This window comes from Nocardia spongicola (assembly GCF_047200775.1).
In the GTDB taxonomy this organism is placed as follows: Bacteria; Actinomycetota; Actinomycetes; order Mycobacteriales; family Mycobacteriaceae; genus Nocardia.
Window position 1 is genome coordinate 407,648 of the sequence record NZ_JBJZOO010000002.1, and the last position, 12,662, is coordinate 420,309.

Consider the following 12,662-nt stretch of genomic DNA (forward strand, 5'->3'; position numbering starts at 1 on the left):
GCGACTGGCGACAACTGCCCGCCATGTCCGACACCGTCCAAGTAGTCGGGTGGCGCTGGCGTGGAATTACCGTGTGGGCCGAAACCGATGCGCGTCCACAGCCCAGCTTCCGCAATGAATGTGAATACATCCCATGGACATCGCACGGGACTATCGACCGCGATCACCAATCACCGTGTCTGCCCGGTGTTTATCGAGTTGGCGCACCGAAAGGTCGTGAGCGTCGACATATCACCGACAAAATGGTCGAGCTGATGCGCTGCCCCGACTGACCGTGCTGCCTATGGTGACCGGATCGAGGAGCTGATCACCGCTGTGCGCGACAGGGGATACCGTTCAGGGTTCGGCCGGCCGGGGTTACCAGGGGAACTCTTGCGGCCGAGTGCAGGCGTTGATGTTGTCCGACAACCGGCGCATCAGCGTTTCGATATCCCCGGGGATGACGGTGAAGTTGTCGGCATCGTGGTTTGTCAGCACGTACCGGCCGTCGGGATAGTCGAGCCAGAAGAATCCACAGCCGTCGCCGGTGGGGCGCGAATCCAGTTGATAGCCAGGGTAAGCCGTGATCTCACCGCTTCCGGCGCGGGGACGATGGAAGAACCGCTGTACCTGCTCGACCGGGGACAACTGGGTAGGGTGGCGGGCGTAGACCGGGGCGGTCAGATCGCTGCGGCGGCCGTCGAAGCGGGGTGTGCTTCCTGGTGTCGACCGGGGCAGCGCGGCGATGATATCGGCGGCGATGGTGGTGGCGGGGTGGGTGGTCAATACGATGTCGCCGCCGTGTTCCGGAGTAGGGCCCGGCTCCTGGACCGCAAGCACAGCGGACGGTCCACTGATACCGGCGAAGACGCGGACCTCCTGACGTTGTTGTCCGTGGGTGCCCGCGATCTCCACCCGTGCCTGCGGCTCCAGCAGTACGCCGAACACGGCATGCAGGATTTCGTCATACCCTGCTTGCAGGCGTCGGGCAGCCTGTTCGCGGGAGCGGAGGTCGTCGTCGAGGTGGTCGACGCGCTCGCGCCGGTAGCTCAGCGGGTATGGCGCGCGATCGCGGCCGTTGGCCTCCAGGGCGATCTGGAAGGCGGTGGCGCCGAAGCGGTACCGCTTTCCAGTAGGCAGGCGGGTCATCCTCCGATCACTCCACCCGGCGGTAGCACCCGCGGTAACCGGCCGATCAGTTCGGTTTCCCGGTCCTGAATCAGGTAATCGGGCGTTTTGTGTTCGGCTTCGTCATCCTTACCGCCGCCCCGTCCTGGTATGCCACCCATCATGCCGGGCATACCACCCATTCCTCGCATACCTGTCCCGGTTCCACGTGCTGCGGGGGCGGCCGGGCTTCCGGTACCAGGACCAGCCGGTACCCCACCGCGGAGCCCCGTGCCGTTGCGACCCACTCCGCCTGCACCGCCGCCGGGCACTCCGGAACCGAGCCCACCCAGCCCGGATACACCGGAACCGGCACCACCCGAACCCGGCCCGCCGAAGCCGGAGCCGCCAACGCCGGAGCCGGGGCCACCCATGCCGGAGCCGGGACCACCGGGGGTTCCGATCCCGGACATGGTGGTGCTCTGGGGCGTGGTCTGCGAGGTTCCGGCCGTGGCGGCTGACGCCGGGTCGGTGTACTGCTCGCCCGTATCCCACGGGTTGCGCGTCCCGTTCGGATCTTCGGTGCCAGGGATGCTGCCAGGATCGTCGATAGTCGCGGAGCCGATGCCGCCGCCGGTGCCGCCCGGTCCGGTACCCGGCCAGCTGCCTGGGCCGGGACCGCCGCCGGTGCCGGTTCGTCCGGGCGGGCCCTGGCCGGGGTCATCGACCCCGATCGTGTTTTTCGCGACGGGAAGGAGCGGTGTCCGGGAATCGACTGCTACCGAGCCCGGCTGATAAGTGTTGATCATGATCTGCTGGGCAGCGGCTTCGGCCTCGTTGGCGCGATGTTTGGCGAACTTGAACACCCCGTTACCGGGGATATGGCCGACGAATTCATCGAAGCCGCTGAGTTTTTCCGGCTCCGGGATCGCCATTTTGGACTGGCCCAGGTAGCCCTCCATCAGGTCGATGCCATTGGCGACCATCTGGAGCGAGGTCGGCAGCTGTTGCGCATGAGTGGCGTACTTACGGATCCCGTCGACCGCGGCGTCGGCGGCCTGACCGGACCACATCTCACCGATAGCCCGCTGGATCGTGGTGTCGTATTCGGTGATGGAGTCATCGAGCTCGGTGGTCAGCCGTCGCCAGGCATCGGCGCCGGCATTGATATCGCCCGCGGATACCCCGTGATCACTGCCGGAGCCGTTGAGGCCGTCATAGATGTCCCGGTGCGACCAGGTCCCGAAGGCTTCGGGCTGCACTACCGGGGGCGCGGGCATTCCATCGAAATCAGTGCTGAGCCGCTGATACTCGTCGTTGATGATATTGCGGTCCGGCGTCCACTCGGTCGACGCCGCCTCGCCCATCCTGCCGCGCTCTGCCGCGGCCTCATGAGAGGCACGGTGCCCGCCGGTCGCGTTCGATATGTGTGTGCCGACAATCGGGATCGCGATCAGCGTGTCCTGGAATGAGAATCCCATCAGATGTCCCGTCCGGTCGCGCGTAGGGCGGCGGCACGTTGCTCGTCGATCAGCTCTACTTTTCCGATCGCGGCTGCGAAGGTGTCGTGCTGTAGCCAGGCGATGTCGATATGTTCCTGGATGCGGTTGGCGGCGGAATCATTCGGATCGTGGGGGCCGCCGGATACGGCTTTGGCTTCGAACTTCTGACGCAGCGCTACTGCGGAGGGCAAGGTCCCCCAACCTGACAGGTTTTCCAGGTCTTTGGTGTATTCCTTTGCGCGCATGAGTCGTTCGGCGTATTTTTTGGCTGCCGCGCGGAGTGTTTCGCCGAGTTCGGATTCCATGCGGAACTCGCCGGATATGGCTTGTCGGGCCAGTGTGGTCCAGTATCCGTGCTGGTCTGTGATGTCCTCGGTCATGTCGACCCCTCCCTGTAGTTGCTGGTCCCGACCGTTCGGCTAGCGAGGTAGATGGGGCTCGAGCCTGGCGGCGTGCTGTGCGGCGATCTCGCAGAGATTGCCGTCCTTGGACTCGTACTCACTCAACCATCCGACGCGAACTTGGAACATGCCTTGTTCGGCGTCGAAGGAGACGTAGCAGCTTTCGGGGTCGTTTCGTTCCTTGGATACCTGCCCTCGGCGGCCGTTCACGGTCGTCTCGCGCAGGAGTATCACGGTCTCTTTCTTGCGGAGTTCTTGCAAGGTGTGGCTGGTGGAGAACACGCTGACGCGGTAGTTCGTCGGCCCGTACCTGCCATCGACCGGACCCCAGTTGCAGACGCGGAAGGTGGAGACGCCTTCTGGGGGATCGGTGATCACCATCTTGGTGGTCGGGTCGAGTCCGGCATCGAGGAGTATCTGGTCGCTGAGTCCGGGGTCGCGGCAGACGTTGAACACGATGATTTCGTCGATGTTCCGCCTGGTCGGCTCTGCCGCACCGTCGATGGTGGTGCCGGTGCATCCGGCCGCGCCGGCCATCACTGCGGTCGCGCAGGCGATCGCCCGCATCGTCTGAGCGCCTCGCACAGTTCTCCCTTTACCGTCGAATCCGGGTATCCCCCGTTACCTGATAGGACGCACCCCGTCTCGGATCGGTTTCATTCGATCCACGAGACACCTAGCTCACGGTACCCGACTGCGGGATGTCCGGATGGAGTAGTTTCCACTCGGCCGACGGGCCTCGAAGACGATCGCCCAGCCTCGCTCTGTTCGCTCTGTGTGCGCCCCTTCGTACCGGCAGCTTCGCAGATCACGCATACACACCGGATAGGCCACAAACCGGATATGCCGACACCACTTCTGCTTCGGCGGGACGAATCTAGCGATATCAGGTTCCAACTTCGCCGGAAGCTGTAGCGATGTATGGTGTCAGCGCGTCAGTACCGGCTGGGACCCGGACTCGTACGACTACCGGGGTGCACGATGACTGAGCTGATCGATTTCTCCGCCGCGCTGATCGATCCGCAGGCGATCAAGGACGCCGGCTACGCCGGTGTCATAGGCTATTTCAGTGATTCGAGGCCTGGCGCCGACTTCGGTGCGAAGCCGTTGACCCGGGAGTACTGCGATCGACTACGAGCCATCGGGCTCGAGATAGTGACCAACTACCAGTACGGCAAGGGTGCTACATCGGATTGGCGGGGCGGTTACGACGCGGGGGTGCGTCATGCGCAGATCGCGCTCGCCTATCATTTCGCGGCGGGCGGTCCGGGTTTCCGGCCACTGTATGCCTCGATCGACTCGAATCCATCACTGTATGAATGGAATTCGTTGATCGCGCCATTCCTGCGCGGCTGGGCCGCTGTGGTCGGGCTGGAGTGGACCGGTATGTACGGTAATGCGCGATGCATCGACTGGGCGCTGGAAGACGGTGTGGCCAGCTGGTTCTGGCAACACAACTGGTCCGGTGATCCCGCGATCAATGGTGACCACCCCGCCGCGCACATCCATCAGATTCGTATCGATCGTGATCGGGTCGGTGGCGTTGTCGTCGATATCAACAAGGTGCTCGCCGAGGACTACGGCCAGTGGTCAAAAGCGGTATCGCCGGGTCCGCAGCTATGGGCCCCCGCACCCAAGCCGGACTATATCGAACTGGCACAGATGGGCTACTCGGCTTCCAGTAGACAGGGTGCGCGCATCGTGAATTTCATCTTGCATACCCAGGAGGGCAACGGAACCGCGCAGAGCCTCGCGAACTACCTCAACAATCCGAGAAACGGCGTGAGTTACCACTACACGCTGCGCGACCGCATCGTGGTCGATGTCGTCGATACCGATCTGGCGAGTTGGTCGGTGCTTGACGCGAATCCGTACACGATCAACCTCTGTTTCGCGGGCAGTCGTGCTGCCTGGAGCCGTGCCGACTGGCTGCGCATCCGCGACGATATCCGGATCGCGGCATGGCTGGCGGTGCAGGACGCTCGTAAATACGGTTTCGATACCTATGTCATCGCACCTCCCTATGAACTGCGCGAGGGGATCACCGACCACAAATATGTGACCGAGCGTCTCGGTATCGGTACGCATACCGATGTCGGACCGAACTTTCCCTGGGATGTGTTCGCCGAGGATGTGCGCAGCTTCACTGTGGGCGGGCCGGTCGAGCCACCACCGAACGCGATCGATGAGCGCGCCGCCGTGACTCCATGGTTGGGTGACCGGATCACCGAGGGGGAAATCGCGACACCCGACGGGGTGGGCCGGTTCGCCCAGTTCGAGCACGGTTATATCTATTGGCATCCGGACACCGGGGCGCATGCCATCCCCGAGACGCTATGGGAAAAATTCATGGCGATGCGCTGGGAGACCGGTCCCCTCGGTTATCCGGTCACCGAACGGACCATCCTGATCGGGCCGGACGGCCTGCCCTGGGGTGAGGTGCAGGGGTTTCAGGGCGGCGCGCTGTATCGGCGGCTGTCCAGCCCGACCGCCTTCTGGATACACGGTGTGATCCGTGAGCGCTGGAACCGTTCCGGTTACGAGAACGGCCCGCTCGGCTGGCCGGAGAGCGACGAAATCCCATGGGATACCGGTGCGTATCAGGATTTCGAACATGGCCGGATCTACTGGACCCCGAGTCAGACATTGGGCACGGTCACGGTGGGCGGGGTGGATATCCCGTTGCGCGATGCGCAGGCAGGGGAAGGTCAGGGAAGGTGACGTGGAGGGCACGGTCCGGCCTCAGCTGTGGCCGGACCGCCCGTCGCACCGGCCGCGACCGTGTTCAGTCGGGCACGTTGTCGCCGTAGCCGAGCTCACGTAGCGCCTGTTTGATCTTGCGCTGTGCCTCGTCCATGGACTCGGGGCTCGGATTCGGATCGGCGCCGGAGAGGTCGAAGTCGCCGAGGGTGAAGGCGGGGAAGACGTGGAGGTGCAGATGTGGCACCTCCAAGCCCGCGATCAGCAGGCCGGCGCGCGGCGCGTCCCATGCGGTACGTACGGCCTGGCCGATCTTCTGGGCGACGCCGGTGAGCCGGGCGAAGGTATCGGCATCGACGTCTTGCCATTGGTCGATTTCCTTGCGTGGCACCACGAGGGTGTGGCCCTCGGTGACCGGGGCGATGGTGAGGAAGCCGACGAACTCGTCGTCCTCCCATACGAATCGGCCAGGGAGCTGACCGGCGATGATCGCGCTGAAGACAGAAGCCATGTACCGCAGACTAGACCGGTGCGCGCCCCATGGCCGTGCACCGGCCGCGCTACACCGCCACGAAGTGCGAGAGGATGCCCTGCACCTCGTAGATGTCTACCTGCCGGTTGAACCGCTTCTGCAGCGGCTCGGCCGCGCCGGAGATCCAGATGGCCAATTCGGCGTCCAGATCGAAAGTGCCCGCCGTCTCTACCGAGAAATGGCTGATCGCGCGGTAGGGGATGCTGTGATAACTCACCTTCCGCCCGGTGACACCCTGTTTGTCGATCAGGATCAGGCGGCGGTTTGTGAACAGCATGGCGTCTCGGACCAGTAGATACGCGGCATAGACCTGTTCGCCCTCGCCGAAGAGCCTGGCGTACTCCTGTTGCGCTCGGCCCGGATCGATCCGGCCCGCATTACCCATCAGTCCGTCCATCAGACCCATTGTCAGCACATCCTTCGGCTGCTCCGATGTGGTCGATGCGGGCAGCGTGGCCCACATCCGTTGTCGCTATTCATCATCCCCTGTATCAGGCCCGGCAGCGGCGAAGACGGCACAAGGCTGGATTAGGCTGTGTGCCGTGCGTGTACTCGTCATCGGTTCCGGAGCCCGTGAACATGCCCTCGTCCTGGCCCTGCGCAGGGACCCCGCGGTGAGCGCGCTCTTCGCCGCACCAGGAAATCCGGGGATTGCCCAGCACGCGCAGGCCTGCCCGGTCGACCCGTGCTCGGCCGAGGAGGTGGTCTCCCTGGCCACCAGAATCAGCGCTGACCTCGTGGTGATCGGTCCTGAGGTGCCGTTGGTGCTCGGTGTCGCCGATGCGGTGCGCGCGGCGGGAATCGCCTGCTTCGGTCCATCGGCCGCGGCTGCCAGGATCGAGGGTTCCAAAGCATTCGCCAAGGATGTGATGGCGGCGGCGGGTGTGCGCACCGCGCATAGCGAGGTGGTGGACAGCCCGGCCGAACTCGACGATGCGCTAGATCGCTTCGGGCCGACCTGGGTGGTGAAGGACGACGGGCTCGCCGCGGGTAAGGGTGTGGTGGTGACCACGGACCGCTCTGTGGCGCGTAAGCACGGTGCGGATCTGCTGGAGCAGGGCCATCCGGTGCTGTTGGAAACTTTTCTGGACGGACCGGAAGTATCACTGTTCTGCCTGGTCGACGGCGAGACGGTGGTTCCGTTACTGCCCGCGCAGGACCACAAACGTGTCGGCGACGGCGATACCGGGCCGAATACCGGCGGAATGGGTGCCTATACGCCGTTGCCCTGGCTGCCAGAGGGGATTGTTACCGCGATCGTCGAGGATGTGGTCGAACCTGTTGCCCGCGAACTGGTAAGCCGGGGAAGTGGTTTCTCCGGTCTGCTCTATGCCGGTCTGGCGATCGGCGCGGCCGGTCCGGCGGTAGTGGAATTCAATTGCCGATTCGGTGATCCCGAGACACAAGCGGTGCTCGCATTGCTGGACAGCCCGCTCGGTGAACTGCTCGACGCCACCGCCACCGGCCGACTCGCCCAGGTGGCTCCGCCGCGCTGGCGGGATGGCGCCGCGATAACCGTGGTGCTGGCCGCGGAGAACTATCCAGGCCATCCGCGCCTCGGCGATGTCATCTCCGGCGCGGGTGAGGCGGCGCTCGATGACACCGCCATGGTTCTGCACGCCGGAACCACGGCGCGCGAAGACGGTGCTCTGCTCTCCTCCGGTGGGCGGGTGCTCAATGTGGTCGGTGCCGGAGCGGATCTGGCCGAGGCGCGGGCGCGTGCCTATGACCGTATCGCCGCGATCAAACTGCCGGGCAGCCACTACCGCACGGATATCGGTATGGCCGCCGTCGAAAACCACATCACGGTCTGAGCGCGCGGCGCTACCGCGGGGAGCCGGGTTCAGCCGAAGCCGAGTCCGCGCAGCGCCAGCCACTGCACCGGGTCCACATGCCGCCCGTCGGCAATCACCTCGAAGTGCAGGTGCGGGCCGGTGGAGTCGCCACGGTTGCCCATCCTGGCGATCTGCATGCCCGCCGGAACCCGTTCACCGACGGAGACGAAGAAGTCGTACATATGCCCGTAGACGGTGATACTGCCGTCGTCGTGGCGGATCCGTACCCATAGCCCGAAGCCCTGGGCCGGGCCCGCATCGATCACGGTACCGGCGGCGACCGCGTAGATCGGAGTGCCGAGTGGTCCCGCGATATCGATGCCGTTGTGGAATGTTCCCCAGCGGGAACCGAATCCAGAGGTGAAGATACCGCGGGTCGGCAGAACGAAGCCGGTGATGCCGGGCAGGATCGCCCCTGGTAGCGGCGCCGCGCTCCCGGCCATCCACGGCTGACGCTCGCCGGCGACCGCGGCGGCGGCCTCGGCCTTGGCGCGTTCGAGAGTCGCGCGCGCGGCGGCCGCGACCACCGCCTGTTCGCGCAGCCGTTCCCCCTTGGCGATCGCGTTCAGCAGTCTGCGCGCCGACGACGGCGTGCTCTGGATCTGTGGTGGATAGGCGAAGGCGACGCGCTGGGCATGGTTCGGGGCCGGAGCACGGTCGGTAATTGTCCCGGCGAACGCGGCATCACCCGAAGTGAACATCACGGTCACGGTGAGCCAGGCCAACAGTGCCCGGTGGGTGCGCGCCAGTGCGCGCACCTGCTCGCGGCTCGGGCGGCGTTGCCATATCGCCCTCGGCTCCGGTATGCCCGCCCACCGGATGCGCGGATCCCATCTCCGTCCCACCACCATCGGTGTCCGCGCGGGAATATCCGATACGGGTGCGGGCTGGTCCGGCGAAATACTTCCGATGCCCCCCGCTCCGTGCTCATGGTCGAGCCCGTCTCGTCGAACTTTTTCAAGCATCGACCCGACCGTAATCATGACTGCGCGGGAGCGGGTGCTCTACCGTCTGTCGAGTGCCAAGAGAATCTCGCCGGTCGGCCATTCCACCTTTCTACGTGATGGATGTCTGGAAAGCCGCCGCGGAACGCGCGAGAACCCACGGTGATGTGCTCGTCCTGGCCGCGGGGCAGCCCTCGACACCTGCGCCTGCCCCGGTGCTGCGCGCGACCGCACGGGCAATCGAATCCGAACTACTCGGCTATACCGAGACTTTCGGCATTCTCGCGATTCGCGAAGCGATCGCCGAGCATCATCGCGAGAGCTACGGCTACCAGGTGGATCCGGACGACGTGGTGGTGACGACCGGCTCGTCCGGTGCGTTCTCGCTGTTGTTCCTCGCCGCTTTCGATCCGGGTGACACCGTCGTGGTCGCGCGTCCCGGCTATCCGGCCTATCGCAATACGCTGACCGCGCTCGGTTGCCGCGTGCTGGAGCTGGACTGCGGTGCCGAGACCAGATTCCAGCCGAATGTCGCCATGCTGGAGGCATTACCGGAGCCACCTGCCGGCTTGATCGTAGCCAGCCCGGCCAACCCCACCGGTACTGTGATCCCGCCCGGCGAACTCGCGGCATTGGCCCGCTGGTGTGAGGAGCACGGCACGCTGTTGATCTCCGACGAGATCTACCACGGCATCACCTACGACAGCTCCGGCGCCGCGGCCACGACCTCGTCGGCTTGGGCCACTTCGCGGGAATCGGTGGTGATCGGCTCGGTCTCCAAGTACTTCTCCATGACTGGCTGGCGGCTCGGCTGGATGCTGGTGCCTCCTCGGCTGCGGCCCGCATTGCAGCGGCTTGCCTCGAATCTGACCGTATGCCCACCCGCCATCTCGCAGTACGCCGCGCGGTGCGTATTCGGCGCGGAGGCCAAAGCGGAACTCGACGGGCATGTCCGCCGGTACGCGATGAACCGGCGGTTGTTGCTCGACGGGCTACCGGAGCTGGGTATAACCGATCTCGCCCCGGCTGATGGCGCCTTCTACGTCTATGCCGATATCGGTCATCTCACCGACGACTCCATGGCCTGGTGCACCGATGTGCTCGAGCACACCGGGGTCGCGCTCGCGCCGGGGATCGACTTCGACACCGTCCATGGACATCACACAGTTCGCTTCTCGTTCGCGGGAGCTACCGAGGACATCGAGGAGGCATTACTACGGCTGGGGCACTATCTCAGTGTCCGATCCTTTGCCGGGCAATGATTTCCACAGAATGATTTTCCGCGCTTCGGTACTGTGGCGGTGTGCACGCGGCACCACAACGTAGCTGATTTCCTGCTGATTTCCCCTGTAAGAACCGAGAATGACTGGCACGATGGCACAGTGATCACCGCGACGACCCCGAAAGGCGAACGGCGTCGCCAGGCTCTGTTGACCGCCGCCGCCGAGTTGCTGCTCGAAGGTGGATTCGAAGCAGTGCGGCATCGTTCGGTCGCGACGCGCGCTGATCTGCCGCTGGCCTCGACCACGTACTACTTCCAGTCCTTGGACGACCTGATCGCCAGGACGGTCGAGTTCAGCGGTAACGCCGAACTCGACGCCATGCGCAGACGGGTCGGTGAGGTGAGCCATCGCCGCCGCGGCGCGGAGGCCACCGTGGATCTGGTACTCGATCTGCTGGTGGGGGCCGATAGCGCGGACGAGGTAGCGCACCGGCAGTTGATCGCCCGCTACGAACGCTCGATCGCCTCGGCGCGGCATCCGGAGCTACGGGAAGTCCAGCTACGGTTACGCGTCGAACTGGACGAGCTGCTGGCCGACGTGCTGCGCCGTTCCGACCGGGTGGTGCGCCAAGAGCAGCTGCGCAGGTTGGTCGCGGTGGTGGACGGCGCGGTGGTCGCGGCCCTCGGTGAGCTCGACCCGGAACCGCGCGGGACGGCCCGTGGCGCACTCTTGGAAGTAATCGACATCGTCGCGCCCCCCACAGCGCGCTCGCTGGGCCCGGAGGCGGTAGCTCGCGTGGCCACGTAGGGACCCGGGCGCGCTGCGATCGGACCCAGCGCGCTCGCTGGGCCAGGAGGCGGTAGCTCGCGTGGCCACGTAGGGCTCAGCGAATCACTCGTTTCCTGGCATTAGACTCATCAGACGTGAGCTTCGTCCCCAATGTCCTCGCCACCCGCTACGCAGGCCCCGGATTGGTCCATCTGTGGTCGCCCGAGCACAAGATCGTGTTGGAGCGGCGGCTGTGGCTCGAAGTATTGCGGGCGCAGGTAGAGCTCGGCATCGATGTGCAGGCAGGGGTCGTCGCGGATTACGAGCGGGTACTCGACGAGGTCGATCTCGCCTCGATCGCCGAGCGCGAGCGGATCACCCGGCACGATGTGAAGGCGCGCATCGAGGAGTTCAACGCCTTGGCCGGGCACGAGCACGTGCACAAGGGTATGACCAGCCGTGATCTCACCGAGAATGTAGAGCAGCTGCAGATCCGGCTGTCGCTGGAACATGTGCACGCGCATGGTGTCGCGATCGTCGCGCGCTTGGCCGAGCGCGCCGCCGAATATCAGACATCGGTAATGGCGGGCCGTTCGCACAATGTCGCCGCGCAGGCCACCACACTGGGCAAACGTTTCGCCTCCGCGGCCGATGAGCTGCTGATCGCGCTGACAAGAGTGCGTGAACTGATCGACCGCTATCCATTGCGTGGGATCAAGGGGCCGATGGGCACCGCGCAGGACATGCTGGATCTGCTCGGCGGTGATCCGGTCAAGCTCGCCCGGTTGGAGCAGCAGGTGGCCGCGCATCTCGGTTTCACGACCGTGCTCACCAGTGTCGGTCAGGTCTACCCGCGCTCGCTGGACCATGATGTGCTCTCCGCACTGGTGCAGCTGGGTGCCGGGCCGTCTTCACTGGCGCACTCCATCCGGCTGATGGCCGGGCACGAGCTGGTCACCGAGGGTTTCCAACCCGGCCAGGTAGGCAGTTCGGCGATGCCGCACAAGATGAATACCCGCTCGTGCGAACGGGTCAACGGTCTGCAAGTGGTGTTGCGCGGTTATGCCTCGATGGCCGCCGAGCTGGCGGGCGCGCAATGGAACGAGGGCGATGTGTTCTGCTCGGTGGTCCGCCGGGTCGCGCTGCCGGACGCGTTCTTCGCGATCGACGGGATGATGGAAACGTTCCTCACCGTTCTGACCGAATTCGGCGCGTACCCGGCCGTCATCGCCCGCGAACTGGATCGCTACCTGCCTTTTCTCGCCACCACCCGGATCCTCATGGCAGCTGTGCGCGCGGGTATCGGACGTGAAACCGCGCATGAGGTCATCAAGGAGCACGCCGTCGCGGTCGCCTTGGCGATGCGGGAACAGGGCCGGGAACCCGATTTGCTGGATCGGCTTGCCGCTGATGAGCGGCTGCCGCTCGACCGCGCCGCGCTCGATGCGGCGCTTGCGGATAAATCCGCCTTCGTCGGTGCCGCCGAGGCCCAGGTCGCCGAGGTCATCGCACGGGTGCAGAAACTGGTCGAGCGTTATCCGGACGCGGCCCGCTACCAGCCCTCGCCGATCCTCTGATCGGAACCGACCGGAGCGCCGTCCGGTCGATGGGTGACGGCACCGGTTTCTCAGGAGCGTCGGGTGGCGGCGGGAATCGGGGTACGCACCCGAG

The 12,662-nt window shown here is 65.2% G+C and carries 12 protein-coding genes; 5 read left to right on the forward strand and 7 right to left on the reverse strand.

Features of this window, described 5'->3' with window-relative positions; genetic code table 11:
* Positions 1-357: 357 nt before the first annotated feature.
* The 4 genes from ACL02S_RS06910 to ACL02S_RS06925 are packed head-to-tail and all read right to left on the reverse strand — an operon-like array spanning position 358 to position 3,574.
* Positions 358-1,128, reverse strand: a complete 771-nt coding sequence (locus tag ACL02S_RS06910) for an ESX secretion-associated protein EspG (RefSeq protein ID WP_412801455.1) — start codon at positions 1,126-1,128, stop codon at positions 358-360.
* A complete protein-coding gene (locus ACL02S_RS06915) occupies positions 1,125-2,567 on the reverse strand; it encodes a WXG100 family type VII secretion target (RefSeq protein WP_412801456.1) in 1,443 nt (480 codons plus the stop codon). The genes ACL02S_RS06910 and ACL02S_RS06915 overlap by 4 nt, the downstream gene beginning before the upstream one ends.
* Positions 2,567-2,968, reverse strand: coding sequence for a hypothetical protein (locus tag ACL02S_RS06920; RefSeq protein ID WP_412801457.1), 402 nt, complete (start codon positions 2,966-2,968; stop codon positions 2,567-2,569). The genes ACL02S_RS06915 and ACL02S_RS06920 overlap by 1 nt, the downstream gene beginning before the upstream one ends.
* Before the next feature lie 39 nt (positions 2,969-3,007).
* Positions 3,008-3,574 (reverse strand): DUF3558 domain-containing protein, encoded by a 567-nt coding sequence (locus tag ACL02S_RS06925; protein WP_412801458.1) that lies wholly within the window; start codon positions 3,572-3,574, stop codon positions 3,008-3,010.
* Positions 3,575-3,970: 396 nt separating this feature from the next.
* Here ACL02S_RS06925 and ACL02S_RS06930 point away from each other — a divergent pair, with 396 nt between their 5' ends.
* Complete coding sequence (locus ACL02S_RS06930; protein WP_412801459.1) at positions 3,971-5,710, forward strand: glycoside hydrolase domain-containing protein; 1,740 nt, start codon at positions 3,971-3,973, stop codon at positions 5,708-5,710.
* A 64-nt stretch (positions 5,711-5,774) separates the two neighbouring features.
* On the opposite strand, the gene ACL02S_RS06935 is transcribed toward ACL02S_RS06930, so the two are convergent.
* Positions 5,775-6,200, reverse strand: a complete 426-nt coding sequence (locus ACL02S_RS06935; protein ID WP_412801460.1) for an HIT family protein — start codon at positions 6,198-6,200, stop codon at positions 5,775-5,777.
* 49 nt (positions 6,201-6,249) lie between these two features.
* Positions 6,250-6,627 (reverse strand): PH domain-containing protein, encoded by a 378-nt coding sequence (locus tag ACL02S_RS06940; protein ID WP_412801638.1) that lies wholly within the window; start codon positions 6,625-6,627, stop codon positions 6,250-6,252.
* A gap of 136 nt (positions 6,628-6,763) precedes the next feature.
* Here ACL02S_RS06940 and purD point away from each other — a divergent pair, with 136 nt between their 5' ends.
* Positions 6,764-8,035: a phosphoribosylamine--glycine ligase gene (purD, locus tag ACL02S_RS06945; protein WP_412801461.1), complete on the forward strand. Its 1,272-nt coding sequence runs from the start codon at positions 6,764-6,766 to the stop codon at positions 8,033-8,035.
* Positions 8,036-8,064: 29 nt separating this feature from the next.
* On the opposite strand, the gene ACL02S_RS06950 is transcribed toward purD, so the two are convergent.
* Positions 8,065-9,021 carry a M23 family metallopeptidase gene (locus ACL02S_RS06950; protein WP_412801462.1) on the reverse strand — a complete coding sequence of 319 codons (957 nt, stop codon included), beginning with the start codon at positions 9,019-9,021 and terminating at the stop codon, positions 8,065-8,067.
* A gap of 53 nt (positions 9,022-9,074) precedes the next feature.
* Between ACL02S_RS06950 and ACL02S_RS06955 the strand changes: the two genes are divergently transcribed.
* From ACL02S_RS06955 to purB, 3 genes are all read left to right on the forward strand, one after another.
* Positions 9,075-10,262, forward strand: a complete 1,188-nt coding sequence (locus ACL02S_RS06955; RefSeq protein ID WP_412801463.1) for a pyridoxal phosphate-dependent aminotransferase — start codon at positions 9,075-9,077, stop codon at positions 10,260-10,262.
* Positions 10,263-10,382: 120 nt separating this feature from the next.
* Complete coding sequence (locus ACL02S_RS06960) at positions 10,383-11,030, forward strand: TetR/AcrR family transcriptional regulator (RefSeq protein ID WP_412801464.1); 648 nt, start codon at positions 10,383-10,385, stop codon at positions 11,028-11,030.
* A 116-nt stretch (positions 11,031-11,146) separates the two neighbouring features.
* On the forward strand, positions 11,147-12,568 hold the full coding sequence (purB, locus tag ACL02S_RS06965) for an adenylosuccinate lyase (RefSeq protein WP_412801465.1): 1,422 nt from the start codon (positions 11,147-11,149) through the stop codon (positions 12,566-12,568).
* The last annotated feature ends 94 nt before the right edge of the window (positions 12,569-12,662 follow it).

What these genes read in the sequence shown, in the direction of transcription:
- ACL02S_RS06930 (WP_412801459.1), top strand. Translation starts at nt 3,971, where the DNA reads ATGACTGAGCTGATCGATTTCTCCGCCGCGCTGATCGATCCGCAGGCG.
- ACL02S_RS06915 (WP_412801456.1), bottom strand. Translation starts at nt 2,567, where the DNA reads ATGGGATTCTCATTCCAGGACACGCTGATCGCGATCCCGATTGTCGGC.
- ACL02S_RS06950 (WP_412801462.1), bottom strand. Translation starts at nt 9,021, where the DNA reads ATGCTTGAAAAAGTTCGACGAGACGGGCTCGACCATGAGCACGGAGCG.
- ACL02S_RS06935 (WP_412801460.1), bottom strand. Translation starts at nt 6,200, where the DNA reads ATGGCTTCTGTCTTCAGCGCGATCATCGCCGGTCAGCTCCCTGGCCGA.
- ACL02S_RS06940 (WP_412801638.1), bottom strand. Translation starts at nt 6,627, where the DNA reads ATGGGTCTGATGGACGGACTGATGGGTAATGCGGGCCGGATCGATCCG.
- ACL02S_RS06910 (WP_412801455.1), bottom strand. Translation starts at nt 1,128, where the DNA reads ATGACCCGCCTGCCTACTGGAAAGCGGTACCGCTTCGGCGCCACCGCC.
- ACL02S_RS06920 (WP_412801457.1), bottom strand. Translation starts at nt 2,968, where the DNA reads ATGACCGAGGACATCACAGACCAGCACGGATACTGGACCACACTGGCC.